We start from the raw sequence: 26,075 nt of genomic DNA on the forward strand, positions 1-26,075 counted from the left end.
CGTGGACAGCGGAAGGCCCGGCACCCGGATCGGGTACCGGACCTCCCGCGCCTGTTCGCCTTCGGGTGCGTCGCGTCAGCTCCCGCCGGGGCGGAAGCCGGACGGCGGCGTGGGCGGGTCCACCGGAGGCTGCGTGCCGGGCGGTGTCGCCGGCGGCGGTGTGCCGGGCTGCTGGCCACCGGACTGCTGGCCACCCGACGGCGTACCCGGCTGCCGGGTCCCGGGCTGGCCTGCACCCGGCTGGCTTGTACCCGGCTGGCTTGTACCCGGCATCGGACGGCCGCCGGGCCGATCGGTGCCCGCCGGGGTGTCGCCGCCGGGCTCGGGCGCCCCGGTCGGCAGCTGGCCGCTCTGGTGCTGCGTGCCGGGCTGAGCCGGGTCACCGGCCGGGTACGCCGCCGTGGGGGCCTCGTGCGCACCCGGCTGCTGCGGCGCCGGCCGGCCGCCGACCTGACCCTGCGTTCCGCCACCGACCTGGCTCTGCAGGCTGCTGAGCCAGCCGCCCCAGCGTTCCTGCGCGGGCTTGATCAGGCCACCGCCGAAGCCGACGACGATCACGCCGCCGATCGTGGCGAGCACGGTGACGAGCACCGGCCCGGTCACCGTCGTCGCGATGTTCACCTGGCCCAGTGCGGCGATGATGCCGAACGCCATGATCAGCCAGTAGGAGATCGTGCCGAGCAGACGCCCGGCGGAACGACCCGCCAGCGCGGAGGTGACCACGTCCCGGACCACCTTCGCGATCGCCGCGGCCACCACGATCAGCACCAGCGCCACCACGATCCGCGGCAGGAACGCGATGATGTCGTTGATCAGCTGACTGACCGGATTCGACTGGCCGAACACGCCGAACGCCAGCTGCAGCGCGATCAGCAGAATGAAGAAGTAGACCAGTTTCACCAGGATCGTGGTGGCGTCGAGATTCGCCTGCCGGAGCATTCCGGTCAGCCCGGTCTTCTCCACCAGACGCGAGAAACCGAGCTTTCCGAGAACGAGCCCGAGGCCTTTGGACACGGCTTTCGCGATCAGCCAGCCGATCAGCAGGATGATCAGGAAACCCACGAGTTTCGGAACGAACGTGGCCACCAGATTCCAGGCCTGCCCGAGTCCGTCCTTCAGTTGCTCGCCCACGCCGGCTCCCTTCGCGCTGTGTCACCGTGGATGCACCACTGGTACCCAGACGACCCGAGTGCTGTGCACCACGATCGAGTGAGACGACTGGCGCGAGAAGATCAAGCACGGCCATACTTGTTCTACCGGTGGGGACCGGGGAGACGAGGCCGTCCGGCGCAGCGAAAACCGCTCAGCGCCGGGCGGCCTCGAGCATTTACCCACCGGTAGCTCACCGAAAGCTCACAGGCGGCTCGCCGATACCTCACGGGCGCCTCACGGATAGTTGACGAGTGGCTCGCCGATAGCTGACGGATGACTCACCGATATTCGGCGGGAAATCTTTCGCCGGCCTTACGAACCGCGTTCGCGTTTTCCTCCTGACCGGGGTCTGTTCACCGCCCGGCCACCCACGACATACCGGCTCGGCCGTCTTCCGGACGACCGCCGGGCGGCGGAGGCAGGATTTCAACTTGCCGGAATGCGGCGAGATAGACGCACTTTCCGGACATCAAGGACAGAGTGCTGTGGCTGTCACCCAGCCCCCAACGCCAGAGAGTGGCTGTCACCCAGCCCCTGAGGACAGGGAGCGGCTGTCACCCAGGCCTCGGCCGATCCACGATCACGCCGCACTGCAGAACACCGCACCACGGCACTGCGATCCACGGCACGCTCCGCGTGCAAGAGCCACACTGCACAGCGCTCTGCGTGCAAGAGCCACACTGCACAGCACTGCCTCGCTCCTGCGGGGAACCGACGGCCCACTGACCCGCCGTCACTCCGCCGGGCCCGCGAACCCCCGCCAACCGACCGTGCCCGCCAACTCACGAGCCCGCCATGCCCTCCAACTCACCAACCTGCCATGCCCGCCGACCCACCGGTGCCCGCCGCCGACCTGAAAACCGGCAGACCAGAAAAACCGAAGGCCGGTCACCCCGGGAATCACGTCCGGGGTGACCGGCCTCGTCACGGTCGGCCGGGGAGGGCCGGCCTCACGCTGCCCGGAGGGCGTCGCTCAGTTTGACCTTCGCGCCGGTGCGCATGACCGCGTTGCGGTAGATGCGGGCGGCCAGCCAGATCAGCAGCGGGATCAGCAGCACCACCAGTCCCACCGACACCACCGCTTCCCAGACCGGGACACCGCCCATCGCCAGGCGCATCGGCATCAAGGTGGGCGCGAAGAACGGGATCACCGACAGCACTTCGGCGAACGTGTTCGACGGGTCCGAGGGCAGCACCGAGATCCCGACCACGTATCCGGCGATCACCAGCAGCAGCGCGGGCATCGTCGTGCCGCCGACGTCCTCCTGCCGCGACACCAGCGCACCCAGCGCGGCGAAGACGATCGAGTACATGAAGAACCCGAGCAGGTACCAGACGATCAGCCAGATCACGGTGCCGACCGCGGCGGACACCGAAATGGTCAGCACCCCGAACCCGAGCCCGGCCGCGAGGCCGACCACCCCGATCGCGAGCATCTGGATCAGCCCGACCGTGCCGATGCCCAGCACCTTCCCGGCCATCAGCTGCCACGGTTTGATCGTGGACAGCAGCAGTTCGACCACCCGCGACGTCTTCTCCTCGACCACCCCCTGCGCCACGATCTGGCCGTTGAGCATGAGCGAGAAGTAGATCAGGATGCCCGCGATGATGCCCAGCGTGAGCTGCTGGCCGTCGTAGTCGTAGGGCTTCTCCAGCGGTGGCAGCTCGTCGACCGACGCGCTCGCCATCGCCTGGCGCACCTGCGCCGGATCACCGCCGAGGCCGGTGATCTGCTGGTCGAGCGCCACCTGCCCGGCGAGCACGGTGAGCGCGTTCTTCAGCGTGCCGTCGAGCGTTTTCTGCACCTGGACGTGCACCCGCTGCGCGTCCTGCACCAGCAGCGCGTCCAGCGAACCGTCCCGCAGCTTCGCCTCGCCCGCCGCCTGGTCGGGCACCGCTTGCGTGGCGACGTTCTGGTCGAGGGTCTTCGCCGTCGCGGTCAGCGGCGCGGCCAGCTGCGCCGCGGAGGGCACGTAGCCGACCGTCGCGTCCGCTCCGCCGCCACCGCCGATGAACTTGAACACCACGACCAGCGCGACCACGATGATCAGCATGACCAGCGTGGTGATCCGGTAGGCCTTGGACTTCAGCCGGGTGCCGATCTCGCGCGAGGCCACCAGCCCCACCGCGGACACCGGGCTCATCTGCACTTCGCGCGTGCTCATGCCGCCGCCTCCTGGTGCTCGGCCACGACGGAACGGAACAGCTCGGTCAGCGACGGCTGCTTCCGCGCGAACTCCCGCACCGGCCCGGTCGCCAGCGCGGCCCGCAGCACCGCCTGGTCGTCCGCGCCCGGTTCCAGTTCGAGCTCGGTCACGTCGCCCTTGCGGCCCAGCACGGTCACGCCGGGCAGCGCGGCCGCCCAGTCCGGTGGCGCGGACGGCGCGTCCACCGACACCCGCGTCGCACCGCCGGCCCCGGAACGCAGCTCCGGCACCGAACCGCAGGCCTCCATCCGTCCACTCCGGACGATCCCGATGCGGTCGCACAGCCGTTCCACGAGGTCCAGCTGGTGGCTGGAAAACACCACCGGCACGCCCTCGGCCGCCTTCTCCCGCAGCACCGCGCTCATCACGTCCACCGCCACCGGGTCGAGCCCGGAGAACGGCTCGTCCAGCACCAGGATCCGCGGCTCGTGCACCAGCGCGGCGGCCAGCTGCACCCGCTGCTGGTTGCCGAGGCTGAGCTTCTCCACCTCGTCGTCCCGGCGCGCGGCCACGCCGAGCCGTTCGGTCCACCGCTGCGTGGACGCCTTCGCCTCGCCGGCACGCATCCCGTGCAACCGGGCGAGGTAGGTCAGCTGCTCCCCCACCTTCATCTTCGGGTACAGACCGCGCTCCTCGGGCATGTACCCGATGTGCCGGCGGGTCTCGTGCGTGATCCGCTGCCCCGCGTAGCGCACCTCGCCGGCGTCGGCGCTCAGCACCCCGAGGCTGATGCGCATGGTCGTCGTCTTGCCCGCGCCGTTGCTGCCCACGAATCCGAACAATTCGCCCGGCCGCACGTCGAATGTCATCTGCTGCAACGCCACCACGGCGCCGTACCTCTTGGAGATCCCGTCGATCTCCAGCCCGGGCTCTGCCATCGCCCGTCCCCCTTCGCTCGTCCACGGGTGACTTACCCCACCCGGCTGCCGATCGTAGGCAGTGCCCACCCGGCCCGCCCACCTGCACCGGTTGCGTGTCCGCCGCCGAAAGTTGCGGACCGGCCGTCCACGTAGGATCGGGCCGACATGGCTGACACGAAGGGCGGGCGCCGGGTGCCCAAGCACCACGGACTGTCCGCGAAGACCCTGCGCGACCTCGAGCGCGCCTCCGGGCGGCTGGCGAGCGCCAGTGTCGCGGTCATGGAAGAGCGGCTGGTGGGGTTCGGCAGGCTGCCCGCCGACCAGCGGGCCAGCGTCCTGCTCATCACGCAGGCGGGGGCCGCCGGGTTCGTCAGCTGGCTGCGTGACGCGAAGGAAGCGCTGAAGTTCACCACGGAGGCGTTCCGCGACGCGCCCGCCGAGCTGTCGCGCTGGATCAGCCTGCGCCAGGCGGTGGGCATGGTCCGGCTGGCGATCGAGGTGTTCGAGGAGCAGCTGCCGGAATTCGCCGCGAACGAGGCGGAACGGGCCGCGCTCATCGAGGGGATTCTGCGCTACGGCCGGGAAATCGCGTTCGCCGCGGCCAATTCCTACGCTGCCGCCGCGGAAGCGCGTGGTGCCTGGGACGCCCGGCTCGAGGCCCTCGTCGTGGACGGCATCGTCCGCGGCGACGCCGAGGAGGCCGTGTTGTCCCGCGCGGCCGCGCTGGGCTGGGATCCGGCCGGGATGGCGACCGTGCTGGTGGGCAACCCGCCGTCGGACGATCCGCCCACAGTGGTGTTCGAGGTCCGCGCCCGTGCCGCCCGGGTCGGACGCCCGGTTCTGCTGTCCGTGCAGGGTTCCCGGCTGGTGCTGGTGATCGGCGGAGCCACCGAAGGCGGACCGAAGGACCGCGAAATCCTCGCGCGGATGTCCACTGTGTTCGCCGAAGGACCGGTGGTCGCCGGCCCGACCGTGCCCACTCTGGCCGAGGCGCACCACAGCGCGGCCGAGGCGCTGTCCGGGTTGCGCGCCGTGGTCGGCTGGCCCGGCGCGCCGCGTCCGGCACGCTCCGACGACCTGCTGCCCGAACGCGCGCTGTCCGGCGACCCCGGCGCCGAACGGCTGCTCGTGGACCAGGTCGCCCGGCCACTGGAGGAGGCAGGCGCGGCCCTGCAGCGCACCGTGGAGACCTACCTGGACAACGGCGGCGTACTGGAACGCTGCGCCCAGGCGTTGTTCGTGCACCCCAACACCGTCCGCTACCGGCTCCGCAAAGCCACCGAAGTGACCGGCCGCAACCCCACCGACCCCCGCGACGCCCTCGTCCTGCGGGTCGCGCTGACCGTCGGCAGGCTGGCCCGCGCCCGCGGTCTCTGGTGACGGACTTCACGGCACACGCTGGTTGAATCCCACAAGGCCAATGGGTTAAGGAGCGAGATCCACGGCGGGTCTTTGGAGGTTTCCTCCAATAACCTCGCACGGACTTGGTGACCGGCCGCATCTGAAGATCGCACCCGTCCCGTGGTCTCATAGAGACCGTGACACGTGCAGTCCTCTCCCCCGGCCAGGGTTCCCAGGCCCCCGGCATGCTCACCCCGTGGCTCGAGCTCGACGGCGCTCGCGCGCGCGTGCAGGAGTGGTCCGCCCAGGCCGGGCTCGACCTGCTCCGGCTCGGCACCGAGGCCGGCGCCGAGGAGATCCAGGACACCGCGGTCGCCCAGCCGCTCATCGTCGCGCTCTCCCTGCTCACCGCCGAGTACGTGCCGCTGCCCGGCGACGCGCCGGTGGCCGGGCACTCGGTGGGCGAGCTCGCCGCCGCCGCGATCGCCGGCGTGCTGTCCCCGGCCGACGCGATCGCGCTGGCCGCGGTCCGCGGCGCCGAGATGGCCAAGGCGTGCGCGCTAGAGCCGACCTCGATGGCCGCGGTGATGCTCGGCGACCCGGACGAGGTCGTCGCCTGGCTCGAGGGCCAGGGCCTGACCGCGGCCAACCGCAACGGCGCCGGCCAGATCGTGGCCTCCGGCGCCGCCGCGACGATCGAGCACATCGTCGCCGAACCGATGGAGGGCACGAAGATCCGTGCGCTCAAGGTGGCCGGCGCCTTCCACACGCCCTACATGGCGCCCGCGGAAGACGCCGTGCGCGAGCACGCCGCCGGCCTCACCCCGGCCGACCCCACGCGCCCCCTGCTGTCCAACGCCGACGGCCAGGTGGTCACCAGCGGCGCCGAGTACCTGCGGCGGCTCGTCGCCCAGGTGACCCGTCCGGTCCGCTGGGACCTGACCATGGCCGGGCTCGCCTCGCTCGGCGTGGACCACACCGTCGAACTCGCGCCCGCGGGCACCCTGACCGGCCTGGTCCGGCGGCAGCTCAAGGGCGTGGTCACCACTACCACCGCGCTGAAGTCGCCCGCCGAGCTGGCGGCACTGCGCGAGGAGGGCATCCAGTGACCGACCGTCCCCGCCTGCGTCAGACCACCGGCGCCGCCGGCGCCCGGATCCTCGGGTTCGGCAGCCATCAGCCGGACAAGGTCGTGACCAACGACGACCTGTCGCAGCTGATGGATACCAACGACCAGTGGATCCGCGACCGCGTCGGCATCATCGAACGCCGGTTCGCCGAGAAGGACGAGCTGCTGGTCGACTTCGCGGTGGCCGCGGGCACCGCGGCGCTGGCCGACGCCGGCGTCGAGCCGTCCGAAGTGGACACGGTGATTCTGCCGAACTGCACGATGCCCTCGCAGATCCCGAACGCGGCCGCCCAGGTCGCCGCCCGGATCGGCATCCCGAGCCCGGGCGCGTTCGACCTGAACGCGGCGTGCGCCGGCTTCTGCTACGGCCTCGGCCTGGCCTCGGACCTGATCCGCGCCGGCTCGGCGAAAAAGGTCCTGGTGATCGGCGCCGAGAAGCTCACCGACTGGATCGAGCCGACCGACCGCGCGAACGCGATCATCTTCGCCGACGGCGCGGGCGCGGCCGTGGTCGGCGCGGCCGGGGAACCGGGCATCGGGCCGGTGGTGTGGGGCAGCGCGGGCGACCTCGTCGACCTGATCTACATGCGTGAGCACAAGTTCATCTACCAGGAGGGCCAGTCGGTCTTCCGGTGGGCGACCACGCAGATCGCGCCGATCGCGCTGCGCGCACTGGAGGCCGCCGGGGTGCAGCCGTCCGAAGTGGACGTCCTCGTGCCGCACCAGGCGAACCTGCGCATCGTCGAGTCGATCGCGAAGAAGCTGCGGGCCAAGGGCGCCCGTGAGGACCTGCTCGTGGCCGACGACATCAGGTACTCGGGCAACACCTCGTCGGCGTCGATCCCGCTGGCGCTGGACCACATGCGCAGGGCGGGCACCGTGAAGTCCGGAGACGTGGTGCTGGCGGTCGGCTTCGGCGCCGGGCTGTCGTATGCCGGGCAGGTCTTCGTCCTGCCCTGAGTGGATACTTCCCTCGCGGGCGCCGTGCCCGCGAGGTGGACCTCGAGAAGAACCGAGAAGGGAAACAACACCGATGGCTGACAACGCTGAGATCCTCGCCGGCCTCGCCGAGATCGTCGAAGAGGTGGCCGGGGTGACTCAGGACGACGTCACCGCCGAGAAGTCGTTCGTGGACGACCTGGACATCGACTCGCTGTCGATGGTCGAGATCGCCGTGCAGGCCGAGGACAAGTTCGGCGTCAAGATCCCGGACGACGAGCTGGCCAACCTGAAGACCGTGGGCGACGCGGTGAACTACGTGTCCGCCAACGCCAAGTAAGTCCTCTTCGTAGCCGGGCCGGGGCGTCCCGGCCCGGAGCCGACCTTGGGGAGACTCTCCATGAGCAACATCGACGTCGTGATCACCGGCATGGGTGCGACCACTCCGCTGGGCGGGGACGTCGCGTCCACCTGGGACGGCCTGCTGGCCGGCCGCAGCGGGATCCGCAGGCTCGAGGCGGACTGGGTCGAGGAACTCGGCCTCCCGGTGAAGATCGGCGCCACGCTCGCCGTCGAGCCCACGGACATCCTGCCGCGCGTGCAGGCCCGCCGGCTCGACCGCTGCGAGCAGGTCGCGCTGATCGCCGCCCGCCAGGCATGGTCCGACGCCGGGTTCGCCGAGCAGACCGACGAGCACACCGACGTCGAACCGGAACGCCTCGGCGTGTCCATCGGCACCGGGGTGGGCGGTCCGGTCACCCTGCTGTCCCAGAACGAGCTGTTGCAGCAGCAGGGTCTTCGCAAGGTGTCGCCGCTGACCGTGCCGATGCTGATGCCCAACGGCCCGGCCGCGCACGTCAGCATCGACCTGAAGGCGCGGGCTGGGGTGCACTCCCCGGCTTCGGCGTGCGCCTCCGGCGCCGAGGGCATCGCCAACGGCTTCGAGATGATCCGGTCCGGGCGGGCCGACGTGGTGGTCGCGGGAGGCACCGAGGCGTGCATCCACCCGATCACCCTGGGCGGCTTCGCCCAGGCACGCACGGTGTCCACGCGCAACGACGACCCGGCGGCCGCCTCCCGGCCGTTCGACGTCAGCCGCGACGGCTTCGTGCTGGGCGAGGGTTCCGGCGTCGTGGTGCTGGAGCGGGCCGACCGCGCCAGGGCCCGCGGCGCGCGGATCTACGCGAAGCTCGCCGGCTACGGCATCACCTCCGACGCCTACCACATCACCGGCAACCACCCGGACGGTATCGGGCAGATCGCCGCGATGCGGGCCGCGATGGCGATGGCGGCACTGTCGCCCTCGGACATCGGCCACGTCAACGCGCACGCGACGTCCACTGTGGTCGGTGACATCGGCGAGGCGGCCGCGATCCGGTCGGCGATCGGCGACCACCCGGTGGTCACCGCGCCGAAGGGCGCACTCGGCCACCTGGTCGGCGGAGCCGGCGCGGTCGAGGGCATCGCCACCGTGCTCGCGGTCGCCGAGGGCGTGGTACCGGCGACGCTGAACCTGGCCGACCTCGACCCGAAGGTCCAGCTCGACGTGGTGTCGGGAGAGAACCGCAAGGTCGAGCTCACCGCGGCGATCAGCAATTCCTTCGGCTTCGGCGGCCACAACACCGCCCTGCTGTTCACTCCCGCGGGCTGATCGCGCACGTCACGGAAAGAGGCCCCTCCTGGTGGAGGGGCCTCTTTCGTGCGGTTCAGCAGGCTTCGTGCTCGGTGGTGGTGCCGGATTCGACCGTGTCGATCCGGTAGGAGCCGTTCTCGAACTTCATCGGCAGCACCAGCCGCCAGCGGATGCACGGGTGCTGGAAGTCCCGAGGCGCCTCGTTCAGCGACTGCGTGCTGGTGAACCCGACGAGCACGCGCAGCGAGTTCTGCGCACCCGGCTCGATGCGGTACAGCAGGATGCTGCCGTCTTTCGTGGACTGGAAGTCCTGCTTCCACAGCGCCGGGGTCGTCTGCTCCAGCCGGGCCCGGGTGACCGTCTTGCTCCACATGCCGTAGTTCTTCGCGTTCAGCGCGTCGAAGTAGCCCTGCAGCGCGTCACGCACCGCGTCACCCAGCGGATGCCCGGCCGCGTCCGGCGTGATCTCGACCCGGGCCGGCCCCGGCTCGTCACGCGGTCCGTCCGAGGTGGACGAAGGCACGGTGATCGGCAGGACGCCGGGCTGCATCTCGTCGGTACCGCGGTGGTAGAGCTCGCGGGCGAGCAGGCCGCCGGCGACGGTCACGGACAGCACCACGACGAGCACGGGGATCAGCCACCGCTGGCGGGACGGCGATTGGGCGCTCACCCGGGTGAGGGTACCGCGCCCGGATCACCCGACCTGGTGCAGCCAGGTGACCGGGGCGCCGTCGCCGGCGTGCCGGTAGGGCTCGAGCGCCTCGTCCCACGCGGCGGCCAGCAGTTCGTCGAGCTTGTGCGCGAGGGTCTCACCCCCGCGGGTCATGCTGACGAGCGCGCGCAGCTGGTCCTCGCCGACCACGATGTCGCCGTTGGCGCTGGTTCGGCCGTGCCAGAGGCCGAGGCCGGGCGCGAAGCAGAACCGCTCGCCGTCGACGCCGGTGCTGGGTTCCTCGGTGACTTCGAACCGCAGCATCGGCCACGCCTTGAGCGCGGCGACCAGCTTGGCGCCGGTGCCCGCGGGCGCGCGCCAGCCGCATTCGGCGCGCAGCTGTCCCGGACTGGCCGGCTGCGCCGTCCACTTCAGCTCGACACGGGCACCCAGGGTGCCCGAAATGGCCCACTCGACGTGCGGACACACCGCAGACGGCGACGAGTGGACGTACACCACGCCTCGGGTGTTGCCACGGGTGCTCACTGCTGACCTCCGCTTGTTCGACGAGGGACGTCTTCCCCTACGACCTCTCGAACTGCGCAGGCTGCCGGCCACCACGGCTACCCCGACTGTGTAGCACATTGTGCACCTCAACAGTGCTGTTTGGCCACACGAACACCACAAGTCGCTCGGGAACCCCCGTTGAGGTGAGCCACGCCGACGCGCACCCGTTTACCACGTTTCCGCGTGCCCGGCACGCTAGCGTGGTGCCCCGGAAACGGTCGGGGTGAGGAGGGTTTCGGTGCGACTGGTCCGCCTCGGGCAACAGCCCTCGCGCGTCGCGGAGGACGTGCGGGCCGCGCTGGCCTCCCTCGGCCGGGGGAGCACGGTGATCGGCGGCATCGCGCTGGTCGGAGCCCGCCCGGCCGGCGACGTCCCGGTGGAGGCGGTCGTGCTGCTGCCCACCGGCGTGCTGGTCGTGATCGGCGTCGACCTGCCGGATCCGGCGCTGCGCCTGGAAGCCCCGCTGAGCGGTCCCTGGAAGGCCGACGGCTGGCCGCTGGTGCACGGCGAAGAAGCGGTCAACCCGGCCACCGAGGCACTCGACCTGGCCCAGGACTGCGAACGCCGCATCGCGGAGCTGGGCGGCGGCCCGGTCGGCACGATCATCGCGGTCGGCCCGTACGTGGAGACGGTGGAGCAGCCCCCCGGCGATCTGGCCGGCCCGGTCCGGGTCCTGCACCCGAGCCCGACGGCCATGCTCGCCGCCACGGTTTCGCTGGCCACCGCGCGGCACCCGCGTTCGGTGGACCAGGCACGCGCGCTGATCGCCGCTCTCGCCCCGGACACCCCGGAACTGTCCGACGAGACCCTGCTGGGCGAAGGCTTCGTGCGCTTCGCCGACGACACCCCGGTCCCGCCGGTCGCCGGCTCTTCCCCGGCCGGGCACCCCGCGCCGGTAGCTCCTCTGGCACCGGGGGCCGCCTCGGGTTCTGCTCCGCGCCCTGGCCCTGCCGACGCCACGGGTTCGGGAGTTGCTGCTGCGTTCGGCCCTGCCGCTGCCGCGGGTCCGAGCGCTGCCGCACCTTCGGTTCCGGGGGCTGCCTCGGGCCCCGCCCCTTCCCCGGTGGCCGGTGACGGAGGCGTTGCTTCCGGCTCCGTCGGCGGAGCGTCTGAATCCGGGACTCGCGGCGGGGATTCCGTTCCCGCGCCGCCCAGCGGAGAGCCCGGTGGCGAAGGCCCGGTGCCCGCGCCCCGTCCGGTTCCGTCTCCGGCGGGTGCCTCCGGCAGTGCCGCCTCCCCCGGCACGCCGCGTCCCCGCATCGTGTCGGTGCCCCCGCCACCACCGGTGATCCCGTCGATCCGGCCGATTCCGGCGGTGGCCCCGCGACCGTCGACGGAAGACGAACCGGACGTGTTCGCCGAAGCACCGACCGAATCCGTCGAGCCACCGACGGAGAAGATCGCATCCCCCGATCGCCCCGGCTCGTACAAAGCGGCTTCGGAGACCCGGTCCGCCTCGATCGGGCCCGCTTCGTCCGAGGTGGCCACCTCGGGCTCGGCTGCGGACGGAGATGGTGCGACTCCCTCCGGCACAGCCCATCCCGCCCCGGCCGGAGCACCTGCGGTCCGGACAGCTTCCGACGCCGGTGCCTCGGCCGCTTCGGCGCCGCCGAGCCGGCCGCGGCCGTTCCCGGAGCCGGCCGCCAGTGGTTCGTCACACGCGCACCCGCCGTCACCGTCGCCGAGGGCGGCGCCTCCCGACGAGCCGCCGCCGGCCGGGTCGGGAGGGGCCGCGACCAGCGCGGCCCAGCCGTCCCGGACCGGGCGGTGGGTGCCGCTCGGAGCGATCGCGTTGCTGGTCGTGCTGGTGGTGGCCGCGGTGGTCGTCGCGACCAGTGGCGGGGACAGCGGGGAGGCCGCGGCTCCCCCGGCGACCAGCAGCGCGCCGGCGAACAATCCGGCACCGGCCAGCAGCGCCCCGCCGAGCAGTGCGGCGGCGCCCAGCCTCAGTTTCGAGCCGCGGGCGAGCAGCGCCGACCAGCGGTGTGCCTCGCACGCCTTCGGGGACGTCCAGGGCAGCCTCCAGCAGACGAGCTGTTCCTCGGTACGCCGGGCCAGCTACACCGCGGAGGTGGACGGGCGGGCCGCCGCGGTCACCGTCGCCGTGGTCGAGTTTCCCGACGCCGGGCAGGCCACGCACTTCAAGGAGGTCGCGGACACTCCGGGCGGCGGCGGGATCCTCGACGTCGCCACCGAGACCGGCGAGTGGCCGGGCGCGGCCCCGCAGTTCGACGGGGCCGCCTACACCAGCAAGCTCGAGGGTGACGGCGTGCGGCTGGTGCAGGCGGTCTGGCTGCCGGGACCGTCCACTCCGGACGATCCCGGCCTCGCCCGCGCCGCTGCCGGCGCACTCGAGCTTTCGCTTCCGTCCTGAACCGGCGGCTCAGAGCCCGTACTCCTCCAGCAGCCGCAGCCACACCTCGCTGATCGTCGGGAACGACGGCACCGCGTGCCACAGCCGGTCCAGCGGCACCTCGCCGACCACCGCGATCGTCGCCGAGTGCAGCAGCTCGGACACGTCCTGGCCGACGAACGTCACGCCGAGCACCACTCCCCGTTCGGTGTCCACGACCATCCGCGCCTTGCCGGCGTACCCGTCGGCGTGCAGTGACGAACCGGCGACCGCGATGTCGAGGTCCACGACCCGGTCGGCGGAGCCCTCGCGCGCCTCCGTCAGCCCGACCGACGTCACCTCCGGATCGGTGAACACCACTTGCGGCACCGCGCGGTGGTCGGCGGTGGCGCTGTACCGGCTCCACGGCCCGGTCGGGATTTCCGCACCACCGGCCCGCGCGGCCACCGAGTCCCCGGCGACGCGCGCCTCGTACTTGCCCTGGTGGGTCAGCAGCGCCCGGCCGGTCACGTCACCGGCCGCGTAGAGCCAGCCACCGTCCACAGCGGACACCCGGCCGCTGTCGTCGATCTCGAGTGGATCGCCGGCGGACAGGCCCAGCACGTCGAGGCCGACGTCGCCGGTCGCCGGCGTGCGGCCGGTCGCGACCAGCAGCTCGTCCACGACCAGTTCGGCACCGCCGGTGAGCTTCAGCGCGGTACCGCCGTCCACAGCGGACACTTCCTCGAGCCCGGACGAGGTGTGCACCAGCACGCCCGCTTCGCGCAGCCCGTCGAGCAGCAGGTCACCGGCGAACTGCGGCAGCTTCGGCAGCGGCCGCGGGCCGGTGATCACGAGGTCGACCCGCGCGCCGAGCCGAGCCCACGCCTGCGCCATCTCGACCCCGACCACGCCTCCGCCGAGCACGCCGAGCCGCGCCGGCACCTCGGACGCCGACGTCGCGTCGCGCGAACCCCACGGCCGGATCGTGTCCAGCCCCGGGATCGACGGCAGACGCGGAACGCTGCCCGTGCACACGATCACCGCGTGCCGTGCGACGAGCACCTCACCGCCGTCGAGCGTCACCTCGCGTTCGCCGGTGATCCGGCCGTGGCCCCGCACCGGCTCGATGCCCGCGCCACGCGCCCAGTCGACCTGCCCGGTGTCGTCACCCTTGCCGGTGAACCAGTCGCGGCGCTCGAGCACGCGCGCGGGCTCGAGCGCGTCGCCGACCGGGACGCCGGGGATCCGCTTGGCCGCGGCGAGCAGATTTCCCGGACGCAGCAACGCCTTGCTCGGGATGCACGCCCAGTAGGAGCATTCTCCGCCGAACAGTTCGTGTTCGACGAGCGCCACCTTCAGCCCGCCCTTGGCGGCCCGTTCCGCGGCCACCTCACCGACCGGGCCCGCGCCGATCACCACGACGTCGAAAGTCTGTTCTGCCATCCGCCCAGCGCACACCACCACGCGGGTTCGCGCAAGCCAGCAGCTACTCTCGTCAGCGAGCTGCAAGAAACCGGCGGCACCGGGAGGACCGGGGCGTCGCCGTGCCGGTTGCACGCACGACCTCGATCGAGCACGGGAGACTCCCATGGCCAAGAACACCGCTGTCCGCACCCCTGACGACCTGACCGGCGAGCCGGCGTCGGAGACCGTGACGTTCGCGCTCGACGGCGCCGACTACGACATCGACCTCTCGCCGGGCAACGCCGCCACGCTCCGCGCCCTCCTCGGCCGCTACACCACACACGGCCGCCGCACGGGCGGGCGCAAGCTTCGGCCCCGATACCTTCCCGGCGCGCAGAAAGCCAAACGCAGCACCGCAAAGCCGGCAGCCGGCACCCGAGCCGCGGCGGCCGCCAAACCGGCGGTGGCGAAGAAACCCAAGCCCGCCAAGGCAACCGTGGACAAGGCGAACGTCAGTAAGGCGAGCACGGCCACGACGGCACCGGGGAAGACGGCGCGCACGAAGCCAGTCACGGCGAAGGCGACCGGAACCAAGGCAGACAGCACGAAGACGCCCGGCACGAAGGTCACGGCCGCCAAGGCTGGGACGAAGGTTGCGGGCGCCAAGACCAGCGGCACGAAGGCCACGGGCGCAAAGGCCGGCACGAAGCCGACGGCCGCCAAGACCAGCGGCACGAAGGCGACGGCCGCCAAGACCAGCGGCACGAAGCCGACGGCCGCCAAGGCCGGCGGCGCGAAGGCGACGGCCAAGGTGGCCGGCGCCAAGACCGCACGAGCGAAGGCAAACCCGGCCAAGACGGCAGCCACCCGTTCGACCGGCAAGGCCACTGCCCCGCCACGCCGGACCACCACCTCCGCCGCGGCCCGCAACACCGCCGCGGCCACGCCGCCCACTGCCCGCCCCAGGGGAAACGCGGCCGCCACCCCGGCTCGGACCACAGCGAAAACCACAACCCGAGCCAAGGCGTCGACCACCACCCCAACCCACAGCAAGCCGGCCACCGGCACCACTGCGGCCGCTAACAGGGTCACCACCTCCAAAGCCGCCGCAACAACTCGCAGCAAGCCCGCCACCGGCACCACCGCGACTGGCAAAGCCGCCACCACCGCCACTGGCAGCAAAGCCGCGACCGGCAGCAAGGCCAGCAGCGGCAAAGCCACCGTCCCGGCGCGGGGCGCGGCCACCACGCCCCAGCCCGCGTTCACCGATCCCTCCGCGGCGCCGGCCAGGGCGCGCCGGGCCGCGCGGAACGTTCCCGTGGTTCGGTTCTCTTCCGGCAGCTGAAATCAGGCTGGGGGGGGATCAGGCTGGGCGTTGCCGTCCCTCGGTGTGCCACGGCGGGTAGTGGTAGCGCGTGCGCAGGAGTTCCTGCTGCCGGGTCAGTTCCGCAGCAGCAGGGGGGCGTGGGGGGAGCGGGCCGAGCAGTTCGGCGGCGACCGTGCGGACCACCGTCTCCACCTCGCCCTCGGCCGGGTGCACGCCGTGGTCCGCCAGCGACGCCACCGCGCTGCGGTGGGAATCCAGGGGTTTCGGGTCCGGCGGCGGGCCGGTCAGGTAGGCGCCGACCCGGGCGGCGTCCGTGTCGACGAGCAGCGTCGAGTGCGCGAGCAGGCCTTCCTTCGTGCGGAACACCGCGAATCCGCACAGCTTCGCCGGACCCACGAACACGCCCCGATCGCCCAGCCGCGGCGGCAGGCCCAGCCGCTCCACCACACCCGTCATCAGCCGGCCGAGCATGTCCATCGGACGGTCCGTGGGGCCGGGCAGCAGCATCGTCACGTTGAGGTTCCCGGGGTCGTGGAACACCGTGCCGCCGCCGGAAGCACGACGCAGCACCGGCACGCCGTCGCGGGCGCACTCGGCCACCCGGACCTCTCGCGCGAGCTTCTGCCCGCGCCCGACCACCACGCACACCGGATTGCGCCACAGCCACAGCACCGGCGCCGTCGGGGCCTCCCGCAGCAGTGCCTCGTCGAAGGCGAGGTTCTCGGTCGGATCCGCGAACTCGGCCCGCACGTCCGACCCGTCGGTCATAGGGTTTTCAGTTCCTCCACGATCTCGCCCACCGAGGACTTCGCGTCCCCGAAGAGCATGCTGGTCTTGGGATCGTAGAACAGCTCGTTGTCGATGCCGGCGAAGCCCGAGCTCATCCCGCGCTTGAGCACGATCACCGAACGGCTCTCGTTGACCTTCAGGATCGGCATGCCGTAGATCGGCGAGGACGGATCGGTCTGCGCGGCCGGGTTCGTCACGTCGTTCGCGCCGATCACGAGCGCCACGTCGGTCTGGCCGAACTCGGAGTTGATCTCGTCCATCTCCCGCAGCTGCTCGTAGGGCACGTCGGCCTCGGCGAGCAGCACGTTCATGTGCCCCGGCATCCGCCCGGCCACCGGGTGGATCGCGTAGGCGACCTCGATTCCCTTGCCCTCCAGTAGTTTCGCCATCTCCCGCACGGTGTGCTGGGCCTGCGCCACGGCCATCCCGTAGCCGGGCACCACCACGACCTTGCTCGCGTAGGCCATCTGGATCGCCGTGTCCGCGGCACTCGTGCTGCGGACCGGCCGCACCTCGCCGGAACCCGGCGCACCCCCGGCGACGGCGGAGCCGCCACCGAACCCGCCTGCCACGATCGCCGGGATGGACCGGTTCATCGCCTTCGCCATCAGGTTGGTGAGGATCGACCCGGACGCGCCGACGATCATGCCCGCCACGATCAGCGCGGTGTTCGACAGGGCGAGCCCCATCGCCGCCGCGGACAGCCCGGTGAACGCGTTCAGCAGCGAGATCACCACCGGCATGTCCGCGCCGCCGATCGGCAGCACCACCAACAGGCCCAGCACCGCGGCCGCGACCAGCAGACCGATCATCAGCAGCTCGGCGTCCCCGCCCGCGGCGATCACCACCGCACACGCGGCCGCGACCAGCAGCACGAGCACGTTCAGGGGCTGCTGCAGTTTCCCGAGGGTGACCGGCCGGCCGGTGATCAGCTCCTGCAGCTTGCCGAACGCGACGTTCGAGCCCCAGAACGAGATCGATCCGATCAGCGCGGCGAACAGCGACGCGATCGCCACGTAGAGCGGTTCGTGCGCGTACCCGTCGGTGTTGTGGAATTCCACCCACGCGATGAGCGCGACCGCGCCACCACCGACGCCGTTGAACAGCGCCACCATCTGCGGCATCGCGGTCATCTTCACCTTGCGCGCGGACGGCACGCCGACCAGCGCGCCGATCGCGACGCCGAGGATGATCAGCAGCCAGTTGCCCATGCCCGGGGTGAGCAGCGTGGCGATCACCGCGATCACCATGCCGCCCGCGGCAATCCAGTTGCCGCGCACCGCGGTGCGCGGGCCGGTCAGCCCCATCAGGCCGTAGATGAACAGGGCGAACGCGACGATGTAGAGGACCGCGACGAGCTGGGTCACTTGCCCGCCTCCTCATCCTCACCGGAGCCCGGCTTCTTGCCCTTGAACATGGCCAGCATCCGGTCGGTCACGAGGAATCCGCCGACCACGTTGATCGTGCCGAAGGCGATCGCGATCACCAGCAGCACCTTGTTCAGCACCCCGTCGACGCCGAGGCCGAGCACGATCAGCCCGCCGAGCAGCACGATGCCGTGGATCGCGTTGGTGCCCGACATCAACGGCGTGTGCAGGGTGTTCGGCACCTTCGAAATGACCGCGAAGCCCACGAAACCCGCGAGCACGAGCACGGCCAGGTTTTCCACCAGCGTCACGACTCGCTCCCTTCCCGGCCGGCCACGCAGGCACCGGCGACGACCTCGTCGGAGAAGTCGAGCCGAAGCTCGCCCTCGGTGGTCACGAGCAGTTCCAGGAGCTCGGTGACGTTGCGCGCGTACAGCTCGCTCGCGTGCGCCGGCATCCCGGCGGGCAGGTTGAGCGGCGCGCTGACCGTGACGCCGTGCGCCACGATGTCCTCCCCCGGGCGGCTCAGCTCGCAGTTGCCGCCGGACTCCCCGGCCAGGTCGAGCACCACGCCGCCGGCCGGCATACCCCGCACCGCGTCCTCGGTGACTAGAGTCGGGGCCTTACGGCCGGGCACGAGCGCGGTGGTGACCACGACGTCGAACTTCGTGATCGCCTCGGTGAGCCGGCGTTGCTGTTCGGCGCGCTCCTCCTCGGTCAGCTCCCGGGCGTAGCCGCCCTCGCCGACCGCCTCGATGCCCAGGTCCAGGAACTGTGCGCCGAGGGACCGGACCTGCTCACCGACCTCGGGCCGCACGTCGTAACCGGTGGTCTGGGCGCCGAGCCGCTTCGCCGTGGCCAGCGCCTGCAACCCGGCCACGCCGGCACCGAGGACCAGCACCTTCGCCGGCGGCACGGTGCCGGCCGCGGTGGTGAGCATCGGGAAGAACCGGTTCAGCTTCTCCGCGGCCAGCAACACCGCGCGGTATCCGGCGACACTGCTCTGCGACGACAGCGCGTCCATCGCCTGTGCCCGCGAGATGCGCGGCACCGCCTCCATCGCGAACGCCCGGATGCCCGCCTGCTCAAGCGCGGCGATCCCGTCCGGATCGCCGCGGGGATCGAGGAACCCGATCAGCACGGTGCCCCGCTTGAGCTTCCCGATCTCCTCCGCCGTCGGCGCGGCGACCTTGACCACGACGTCCGCCTGCCAGGGATCACCGAGCTCGGCGCCCGCTTCGACGTACGCTTCGTCGGCCAGCTGCGCGCCGGCCCCGGCGCCGCGTTCGACGATGGTGCTCAGGCCGCGCGTCGCCAGCCTCGATACGAGCTTCGGTACCAGCGCGACCCGGCTTTCGCCAGGGCGGGATTCGGTGACCACGCCGACCGTGAGCCGGCTTCCGCTTTCCGCCACGCGACCTCCTCGACCGTGAGGATCATCGGACGTGCGAGTTCTACCACGCGCGAAGCGGCTGCCCTAGTCAGCTCGATCACGTTGACCGGGACGGAGGCCGCCACTGCGGCACCCCGACCAGGATCATCCGCAGGCGTTTCTCCGCGGCCGACACCGTGCGCTCGTCCGCCGCGGAGTCGCCGGGCCGGGTCTCCAGCAGGTCGACGACGGTGGCGATCATGGCCGTGACGATGAGGTCGGCCAGCAGCTGCAGGTCCTCGGTGGGCCAGGCGCGCAGGTAGTCGAACCGGGCCAGGTCCACGGCCAGGTCGCCGGCGAACATCCGCAGCTCCACCGCGATCGCGCGGGACACCGGCCCGGTCCCGGCGTAACGCTCGCGCGTCACGAAGCGGAAGTGGTCCTCGTTCGCGCGGACCTGCCGGTGCAGGGTCCGCACGGAGGCCCGGATCATCCCCTCGTAGCTACCGGGCTCGGTGCGGTCCGCGCGGAGCATGCCGCGCAGCGTGCGGGTGGTCTCCTCGACCAGCGCGATGCCCAGCTCCTCCATCGACGAGAAGTGCCGGTAGAACGCGGTCGGCACGATGCCGGCGTGCTTGGCGACCTCACGCAGCGAAAGGCTGGCGAACCCGCGCTCGGCGAGCAGCTCCAGCGCCGCGTCGAGCAGCGCCTGCCGGGTGCGCTGCTTGCGCTCCTGCCGGCTCACCGCAGCGGCCGGCTCCCCGGTTGTCGACACGTCGGGAAGCGTACTGGCGTCCGCCACGTGCCCCACGTCACATCACCTCGCTCCCACGTTGACAGAGTGGCCGGTCCTGCCTCTTACTTGTCAGTGTACAGGTGTGCACTCAAACTGTGGAGGGCGTGATGGCCACCCTGATCCCGCGCCGGATGCGCGGGCTCGCCTCGCTCGCCGAGGCCCTGCTCACCCCGCACGGCGCGGACCGCTACCTGGAGCTGGTCGATCCGATGCTGGTGCGGCGGGAGCTCCGCGGCCGGGTCGTCGCGGTCCGGCGGCAGACCCCGGACAGCGTCACCTTCCGCGTGCGGCCGAGCCGGGCGTGGCGGGGTTTCCGGGCCGGCCAGTACGTGCGGCTGCAGGTCGAGATCGACGGCGTGCGGCGGACCCGGTGCTACTCCCCCTGCGAGGCGGAGCACAGCGGCGAGCTGGAGTTCACCGTCAAGGCCGATCCGTCCGGACTGGTGTCGCGGCACCTGCAGGAGACCACCGGCGTCGGCACCGTGGTCGGGCTCTCGCCCGCGGACGGGGAGTTCACCCTGCCCTCGCCGCGACCGTCGCGGATCGTGCTGATCAGCGGCGGCAGCGGCATCACACCGGTGCTCGCGATGGCCCGCACGCTGGTGGCCGAACGGCATCCGGGCGAGATCGTGTTCCTGCAGTACTCGAACTCCGGCTCGGACGCGCTCTACCGCGAGGAACTGGCTGCGCTCGCGGCCGAGCACCCGGGCCTGCGGGTGATACACGCCTACACACACGCCCGCACCGGCGGGGATCTGCACGGCCTGTTCTCGGAGGCGCATCTGGAGCGGGCCGCGCCGTGGTTCCGCGAAGCCCAGACCTTCGTCTGCGGTCCGCCTCCGCTGATGTCCGCGGTGTCGGACCTGTACGGACGCGAGGGTTTGAGTGAACACTTGCACACCGAAGAGTTCACGGCCGCGCCGTTGACCTTCGACACCACGGCCGCCGAAGGCCGGGTGCGGTTCGCCCGCAGCGGCCGTGAATGCGACAACACCGGCAAGCCGCTGCTGGAGCAGGCCGAGGACGTGGGCCTGACGCCCGAGCACGGTTGCCGGATGGGCATCTGCTTCTCCTGCACGCAGCTCAAGACCGCCGGCCGGGTCCGCAACGCCCGCACCGGCGAGGTCACCGGCGAGGAGAACGAGGAAATCCAGCTCTGCATCAGCGTCCCCGTCGGGGACGTCGAAATCGACGCCTGACCCCCTCGTGCGTGGCGGCGCCGGTTCCCACCCGGCGTAGCCGCGCACGAGGGCGGACATCCTGGAGGAGACAACCATGACCGGTACGCAACGGCTGACCCCCGAGCAGGTCGAGGACTTCGGCCGCGACCTCGACGCACTGCGCCAGCGCATCGTCGACAACCTCGGCGAGGAGGACGTGACCTACCTCCGCAACCTGATCAAGACCCAGCGCGCGCTGGAGGTGACCGGGCGCGGCCTGCTGTTCGCCGGGTTCCTGCCGCCGGCGTGGCTGGCCGGGGTGGCAACGCTGTCGCTGGCGAAGATCCTGGACAACATGGAGATCGGCCACAACGTGATGCACGGCCAGTACGACTGGACCCACATCCCCGAGCTGGGCTCGCAGCGGTTCGAGTGGGACAACGTGGCCCCTGCGGAGAATTGGCGGCATTCGCACAACTACATCCACCACACGTTCACCAACGTGCTCGGCAAGGACCGCGACATCGGCTACGGGATCCTGCGGATGGACCCGGCGCAGAAGTGGCATCCGTACTACCTGGGCAACCCGCTGTACGCGACGCTGCTGGCAATCCTGTTCGAATGGGGCGTGATGCTGCACGACCTCGAGGTCGAACGGGTCGTGCAGGGGGAACGTTCTTGGGCCGAGAACGTGCCGGTGCTGAAGAAGATCGTGCGCAAGGCCGCGCAGCAGATCGGCAAGGACTACGTCCTCTTCCCGCTGCTGACCGGCCCGCTGGCACCGCTGACGCTGCTCGGCAACGCGAGCGCGAACCTGGTGCGCAACCTGTGGGCGTTCGCGATCATCTTCTGCGGGCACTTCCCGGCCGACGTGGAGAGCTTCACCGAGGAGGAGGCCGAGAACGAGACGCGCGGGCAGTGGTACCTGCGCCAGATCCTCGGCTCGGCGAACATCAGCGGCAGCCCGCTGTTCCACGTGCTTTCCGGGAACCTGTCGCACCAGATCGAGCACCACCTGTTCCCGGACCTGCCGGCGCGCCGCTACCCGCAGATCGCCGGCGAGGTGCGGGAGATCTGCGAACGCTACGGCCTGCCGTATCACACCGGGCCGCTGCGCAAGCAGCTCTGGTCGGTGGCGAAGAAGATCGTCCGGCTGGCCTTGCCCGGGCAGGGTCCGGCGCCGGACGCTACCGTGGACCCCGACCGGCAACTCCGAGCAGCCTGAGGAATTCCCATGGTGGGTCAGTTCGAAAGCAGCAAGGACACCGTGCAGGAACTCACCGAGTCCGCGGCCGGCCACATCGGCGCCATCGCCACCATCATCACCGGCGCGGTCCGCGACATCGCCCGCGAAACCGGCGACTGGTTCACCGACCTGATCGAAATGCGCGAAGCCGCCGCCCGCGCCCGCGCCGACGAACCACGTCACCCGGCCGCCCCGGAGGAACCGGACCTGCCGTGACCCGTCGGTCCGGGTGGGGGTTTTCCCCACCCGGACCGACGGGTCACCCTGGTGGCCCGGCCCGGGCCCGGACGGCAGACTCGGCCTGGTGAGAGCCGTGGTGAACACCCGCGCCGGCGCAGTTCCGGTCATCCAGCACAGTGCCGACTCCGGGGCAGCCGGAACCACCGTCGGCCCGGCACCATCGCGGGCCACGCAGCACAGCGACTCCACGCGCCGGCCGGCCACCGGTTCCCACCGGACCACGGCTCCGGCGACACCGCACTCCGCTCGCACCGGCACGTGCCCGCATCGGGCCACGTCCCCCGCCGAACCCGCCATCCGGACACGGCGATGAGCGGCGCGGGCGTTCCCCGCCTGCTGTGGCCCTCGTCGTGGCGGGAAGGGGTTGCCGAGGTCGGGTGGCTGGTGGTGGCGGGGGTGCTGACTCCGGTGGCGGTCGTGCTCGTGCTGGCCGGGCTGGTGCTCGGGGTGGCGTTGACGCCGGTGCTCGCCGGAACGATCGTGCTCGCCGGGGTGCTCGGCGGGGCGCGGCTGCTCGGGGGTGCGCATCGGCGGCTGGCCGACGCCCTGCTGCGGCAGCGGCTGCCCCGGCCGCCGGCGCGCCAGGTGCGGCCGGGGCTGTGGCGCTGGCTCGTCGCGTGGCTCACCGATCCGCACTCCTGGCGTGCGGTGGCCTACCTCCTGCTCCGGCTGCCATTCGGGCTGTGCGGCCTGCTCCTCACCACGCTGCTGGGCATCTTCGGCGGCGCTGCCGCCAGCTACCCGGTCACCTGGCTTTTCACGCAGCAGCAGGAACTCCCGGTCTTCGGGATCCACAGCCAGACGTGGGCGGGCACCCTGCTGTGGGCGGTGGCCGGGATCGCCGCGCTGGTCGTCTGGCCCGCGTTCACGCACGCCGTCGTCTCGGTGGATCGGCTGCTCGTGCGGCTGCTGCTCGCCGACCCCGGGCTGCGCGAGCGAGTGCGGATCCTGGAGGAGACCCGGGCGACCGCGCTGGAGGACGCCGCCGGACAACTGCGTCGCATCGAACGCGACCTGCACGACGGCGCCCAGGCACAACTCGTCGCGATGGCCATGAAACTCGGCCTGGCGAAAGAAGAACTGGCCACCGACGAGATCGATCTCCCCCAGGTTCGCGCCCTCGTCTCGGACGCGCACGGCAACGCCAAACGAGCGCTGGTCGAACTGCGCGACCTCGCCCGCGGCATCCACCCGCCGGCGCTGGACGACGGACTCGGTGTCGCACTGTCCACTTTGGCCACGTCTGGTGGGCTCGCGGCGACGGTTTCGGTGGAGCTGACACGCCGGCCGTCACCGTCGCTGGAGACGGTCGTCTACTTCGCCGCCGCGGAACTGATGACCAACGCCGCGAAACACGCGGGCGCGCCGTGCGCGGTAAGGGTTTCCGACGACAAGGGCGGGCTACGGCTGACCGTGACCGACGAGGGCACCGGCGGAGCCGCAGTCGTGCCCGGTGGCGGGCTCGCCGGTATCGCGGAACGGTTGCGTCCGGTCGACGGCGAGCTCAGCGTGCACAGCCCGCCCGGCGGGCCGACCGTGGTCACCGCCGAGGTACCCGTCGCCCGCTAGGCTCACGACACCGGAGAAAGGGGGATCCGTGCGGATCGTGGTTGCCGAGGATTCGGCCATTCTGCGCCAGGGCCTCGCCGAGCTGCTGGGGTTGCGTGGCCACGAAGTGGTCGCCGCCGTGAAGAACGCCGACGATCTCCGTGTGGCAGTACGCGAGCATGCGCCCGACGTGTCCATTGTGGATATACGCATGCCGCCGACACACACCGACGAGGGCCTGCGCGCGGCCATCGAGCTGCGCGCCGAACGTCCCGGGTGCGCGATCCTGATGTTCTCCCAGTACGTCGAGACCACCTACGCCAAGGAGCTGCTGGCCGGCGAGGCGGGCGCGGTCGGATATCTGCTCAAGGACCGCGTCGCCGAGGTGTCGGACTTCCTCACCGCGCTCGAGCGGGTCGCGGCCGGCGAGACGGTGCTCGACCCGGAGGTGGTGCGCCAGCTGTTCGCCACCACCGGCCGTTCCGGCCCGCTCGCCGAGCTGACCCCGCGGGAACGCGAGGTGCTGGGCATGATGGCGCAGGGCCGCTCGAACTCCGCGATCGCGGCCGAGGCCCACCTGTCCGCCGGATCGGTGGAGAAGTACGTCACGAGCATCTTCGGCAAGCTCGGCCTGCCGCCGTCGGAGGGGCACAACCGGCGGGTGCTCGCCGTGCTCCGCTACCTCGATTCGTGAGACCTACCCTGGAGGCATGTACTCCACCGAGATCGAGGTGCGCACCGGCGGCGAAGCCGTGGTGCACGACCTGACGCGCGAAGCCGAAGCGTTCCTGCGTGACGCCGACGCCACCGACGGCCTCCTGCACGTGTGGGTGCCGCACGCGACGGCCGGGCTCGCCGTGCTGGAGACCGGCGCCGGCAGCGACGACGATCTGCTCGCCGCCCTCGACGACCTGCTCCCCCGCGACGACCGCTGGCGCCACCAGCACGGCAGCTCCGGCCACGGCCGCGACCACGTGCTGCCCGCGCTCGTCCCGCCGTACGCGAGCATCCCGGTGCTCGGCGGTGTGCTGGTGCTGGGCACCTGGCAGTCGGTCTGCCTGGTGGACACCAACGTGGACAATCCGGTGCGCAAGGTCCGGTTCAGCTTTCTCGCCGGGTGAGCCGGTACCATCGCCGGACGTGACGACGCGCGCGCACCGGCTGGTGCTCTGGGACATCGACCACACGCTCGTGGACTACACCGGCCTCGGCAGCCTCTGGTACGCCGACGCGCTGGCCACCGCGACCGGGGTGCGGATGCACACCCAGCCGGACTACGGCGGCCGCACCGAACGGGCGATCAGCACGGACATCCTGACCCTGCACGGGATCGAAGCCGACGACGAGGTGATCCGGCGACTCTGGCGGGAACTGGTCGCGGTCGCCGGCCGCGCCGAGGCCACGCTGCCCGAACAGGGCCGGGCGCTGGAGGGCGCCGCCGCCGCGCTCGCCGAATTCGCCGGGCGGGACGGGGTCGTGCAGACCCTGGTCACCGGGAACCTGCCGGAGATCTCGCGGTACAAGCTCGCCGCGTTCGGCCTGGACACCCACCTCGACCTGGAGATCGGCGGCTACGGTTCGCTGTCGGCGCACCGTCGGGATCTGGTCCCGCACGCGGTTTCCGCCGCCGCGGAGAAGCACGGTGCGGTCTTCGCCCCGGAGGCGGTCGTCATCATCGGGGACACACCGAACGACGTGCGGGCCGCGCTGGACCACGGTGCGGTCGCGGTCGCCGTGGCCACCGGCCGGTACAGCGCTGCCGAGCTGGCCGATGCCGGGGCCCACACCGTGCTGCCCGACCTCGCCGACCTGGACGCGGTGCGCACGGCCGTACTCGGCTGAGCGCGGGACGGCAACCCCTGCTCCGGGTCCTCCCGGACCTGCTCAGTGCCGGGCTCGGGGACGTTTGCCCAGGTGGGTACCGCCGGTCTCCCCCTTGATCATCCTTTCGGCCAGACTTTGCTCCGTCCGGGGTGGCACTCCCTTAGGGGGAGAAGTCAGTAGCTTGACC

24 protein-coding genes and 1 pseudogene are annotated in these 26,075 nt (G+C 71.6%); 14 read left to right on the forward strand and 11 right to left on the reverse strand.

Annotated features, from left to right (window positions below):
- Positions 1–420: 420 nt before the first annotated feature.
- The 3 genes and pseudogenes from BJY18_RS36825 to BJY18_RS13275 all read right to left on the reverse strand — a co-directional run.
- Positions 421–1,131 (reverse strand): annotated as a pseudogene (locus tag BJY18_RS36825) (mechanosensitive ion channel family protein); the annotation flags it as partial.
- A 971-nt stretch (positions 1,132–2,102) separates the two neighbouring features.
- Positions 2,103–3,317 (reverse strand): ABC transporter permease, encoded by a 1,215-nt coding sequence (locus BJY18_RS13270; protein ID WP_184780269.1) that lies wholly within the window; start codon positions 3,315–3,317, stop codon positions 2,103–2,105.
- Positions 3,314–4,237, reverse strand: a complete 924-nt coding sequence (locus BJY18_RS13275; protein WP_184780270.1) for an ABC transporter ATP-binding protein — start codon at positions 4,235–4,237, stop codon at positions 3,314–3,316. The genes BJY18_RS13270 and BJY18_RS13275 overlap by 4 nt, the downstream gene beginning before the upstream one ends.
- Before the next feature lie 147 nt (positions 4,238–4,384).
- On the opposite strand from BJY18_RS13275, the gene BJY18_RS13280 reads away from it, so the two are divergent.
- The 5 genes from BJY18_RS13280 (at position 4,385) to BJY18_RS13300 (ending at position 9,279) form a co-directional block, all read left to right on the forward strand.
- Complete coding sequence (locus tag BJY18_RS13280; RefSeq protein ID WP_184780271.1) at positions 4,385–5,599, forward strand: PucR family transcriptional regulator; 1,215 nt, start codon at positions 4,385–4,387, stop codon at positions 5,597–5,599.
- Positions 5,600–5,757: 158 nt separating this feature from the next.
- Entirely contained in the window at positions 5,758–6,669 is a 912-nt protein-coding gene (locus tag BJY18_RS13285) for an ACP S-malonyltransferase (RefSeq protein WP_184780272.1), read from the forward strand.
- On the forward strand, positions 6,666–7,649 hold the full coding sequence (locus tag BJY18_RS13290; protein WP_184780273.1) for a beta-ketoacyl-ACP synthase III: 984 nt from the start codon (positions 6,666–6,668) through the stop codon (positions 7,647–7,649). The genes BJY18_RS13285 and BJY18_RS13290 overlap by 4 nt, the downstream gene beginning before the upstream one ends.
- Before the next feature lie 73 nt (positions 7,650–7,722).
- Entirely contained in the window at positions 7,723–7,968 is a 246-nt protein-coding gene (locus BJY18_RS13295; RefSeq protein WP_184780274.1) for an acyl carrier protein, read from the forward strand.
- Positions 7,969–8,028: 60 nt separating this feature from the next.
- A complete protein-coding gene (locus tag BJY18_RS13300; protein WP_184780275.1) occupies positions 8,029–9,279 on the forward strand; it encodes a beta-ketoacyl-[acyl-carrier-protein] synthase family protein in 1,251 nt (416 codons plus the stop codon).
- Positions 9,280–9,334: 55 nt separating this feature from the next.
- Here the strand turns inward: BJY18_RS13300 and BJY18_RS13305 are convergent, their stop codons facing one another.
- Entirely contained in the window at positions 9,335–9,931 is a 597-nt protein-coding gene (locus BJY18_RS13305; protein ID WP_184780276.1) for a hypothetical protein, read from the reverse strand.
- Positions 9,932–9,955: 24 nt separating this feature from the next.
- Positions 9,956–10,459: a DUF3145 domain-containing protein gene (locus BJY18_RS13310; RefSeq protein ID WP_184780277.1), complete on the reverse strand. Its 504-nt coding sequence runs from the start codon at positions 10,457–10,459 to the stop codon at positions 9,956–9,958.
- 259 nt (positions 10,460–10,718) lie between these two features.
- Between BJY18_RS13310 and BJY18_RS13315 the strand changes: the two genes are divergently transcribed.
- Entirely contained in the window at positions 10,719–12,854 is a 2,136-nt protein-coding gene (locus BJY18_RS13315; protein ID WP_184780278.1) for a hypothetical protein, read from the forward strand.
- A gap of 9 nt (positions 12,855–12,863) precedes the next feature.
- Here BJY18_RS13315 and BJY18_RS13320 read toward each other — a convergent pair whose 3' ends face one another.
- Positions 12,864–14,258 carry a dihydrolipoyl dehydrogenase family protein gene (locus tag BJY18_RS13320; protein WP_184780279.1) on the reverse strand — a complete coding sequence of 465 codons (1,395 nt, stop codon included), beginning with the start codon at positions 14,256–14,258 and terminating at the stop codon, positions 12,864–12,866.
- Between the two features lie 145 nt (positions 14,259–14,403).
- On the opposite strand from BJY18_RS13320, the gene BJY18_RS36830 reads away from it, so the two are divergent.
- Entirely contained in the window at positions 14,404–15,564 is a 1,161-nt protein-coding gene (locus BJY18_RS36830) for an Lsr2 dimerization domain-containing protein (RefSeq protein WP_246458860.1), read from the forward strand.
- Positions 15,565–15,582: 18 nt separating this feature from the next.
- Here the strand turns inward: BJY18_RS36830 and BJY18_RS13330 are convergent, their stop codons facing one another.
- The 5 genes from BJY18_RS13330 to BJY18_RS13350 all read right to left on the reverse strand — a co-directional run bounded on the left by BJY18_RS13330 (position 15,583) and on the right by BJY18_RS13350 (position 19,885).
- Positions 15,583–16,314: a lipoate--protein ligase family protein gene (locus tag BJY18_RS13330; protein ID WP_184780280.1), complete on the reverse strand. Its 732-nt coding sequence runs from the start codon at positions 16,312–16,314 to the stop codon at positions 15,583–15,585.
- Positions 16,311–17,702 carry an NAD(P)(+) transhydrogenase (Re/Si-specific) subunit beta gene (locus BJY18_RS13335; RefSeq protein WP_184780281.1) on the reverse strand — a complete coding sequence of 464 codons (1,392 nt, stop codon included), beginning with the start codon at positions 17,700–17,702 and terminating at the stop codon, positions 16,311–16,313. The genes BJY18_RS13330 and BJY18_RS13335 overlap by 4 nt, the downstream gene beginning before the upstream one ends.
- Entirely contained in the window at positions 17,699–18,007 is a 309-nt protein-coding gene (locus BJY18_RS13340; protein WP_184784598.1) for an NAD(P) transhydrogenase subunit alpha part 2, read from the reverse strand. Before BJY18_RS13340 ends, BJY18_RS13335 begins: the two co-directional genes overlap by 4 nt.
- 2 nt (positions 18,008–18,009) lie before the next feature.
- A complete protein-coding gene (locus BJY18_RS13345) occupies positions 18,010–19,116 on the reverse strand; it encodes a Re/Si-specific NAD(P)(+) transhydrogenase subunit alpha (protein WP_184780282.1) in 1,107 nt (368 codons plus the stop codon).
- A gap of 76 nt (positions 19,117–19,192) precedes the next feature.
- Positions 19,193–19,885, reverse strand: coding sequence for a TetR family transcriptional regulator (locus BJY18_RS13350; RefSeq protein ID WP_184780283.1), 693 nt, complete (start codon positions 19,883–19,885; stop codon positions 19,193–19,195).
- A 92-nt stretch (positions 19,886–19,977) separates the two neighbouring features.
- Between BJY18_RS13350 and BJY18_RS13355 the strand changes: the two genes are divergently transcribed.
- The 7 genes from BJY18_RS13355 (at position 19,978) to BJY18_RS13385 (ending at position 25,906) form a co-directional block, all read left to right on the forward strand.
- Complete coding sequence (locus BJY18_RS13355; protein WP_184780284.1) at positions 19,978–21,069, forward strand: ferredoxin reductase; 1,092 nt, start codon at positions 19,978–19,980, stop codon at positions 21,067–21,069.
- A 76-nt stretch (positions 21,070–21,145) separates the two neighbouring features.
- Positions 21,146–22,255 carry a fatty acid desaturase family protein gene (locus BJY18_RS13360; protein WP_184780285.1) on the forward strand — a complete coding sequence of 370 codons (1,110 nt, stop codon included), beginning with the start codon at positions 21,146–21,148 and terminating at the stop codon, positions 22,253–22,255.
- A gap of 9 nt (positions 22,256–22,264) precedes the next feature.
- Positions 22,265–22,492 carry a hypothetical protein gene (locus tag BJY18_RS13365; protein WP_184780286.1) on the forward strand — a complete coding sequence of 76 codons (228 nt, stop codon included), beginning with the start codon at positions 22,265–22,267 and terminating at the stop codon, positions 22,490–22,492.
- A 333-nt stretch (positions 22,493–22,825) separates the two neighbouring features.
- Positions 22,826–24,085: a sensor histidine kinase gene (locus BJY18_RS13370; protein ID WP_184780287.1), complete on the forward strand. Its 1,260-nt coding sequence runs from the start codon at positions 22,826–22,828 to the stop codon at positions 24,083–24,085.
- A gap of 28 nt (positions 24,086–24,113) precedes the next feature.
- Positions 24,114–24,758 (forward strand): response regulator transcription factor, encoded by a 645-nt coding sequence (locus tag BJY18_RS13375; protein ID WP_184780288.1) that lies wholly within the window; start codon positions 24,114–24,116, stop codon positions 24,756–24,758.
- A 16-nt stretch (positions 24,759–24,774) separates the two neighbouring features.
- The gene (locus BJY18_RS13380; RefSeq protein WP_184780289.1) at positions 24,775–25,185 is read left to right on the forward strand and encodes a YjbQ family protein; all 411 of its coding nucleotides are present in this window, start codon (positions 24,775–24,777) and stop codon (positions 25,183–25,185) included.
- Between the two features lie 19 nt (positions 25,186–25,204).
- On the forward strand, positions 25,205–25,906 hold the full coding sequence (locus BJY18_RS13385; protein ID WP_312873832.1) for an HAD family hydrolase: 702 nt from the start codon (positions 25,205–25,207) through the stop codon (positions 25,904–25,906).
- Positions 25,907–26,075: the final 169 nt, after the last annotated feature.

The organism is Amycolatopsis jiangsuensis, assembly GCF_014204865.1.
Lineage (GTDB): Bacteria > Actinomycetota > Actinomycetes > Mycobacteriales > Pseudonocardiaceae > Amycolatopsis > Amycolatopsis jiangsuensis.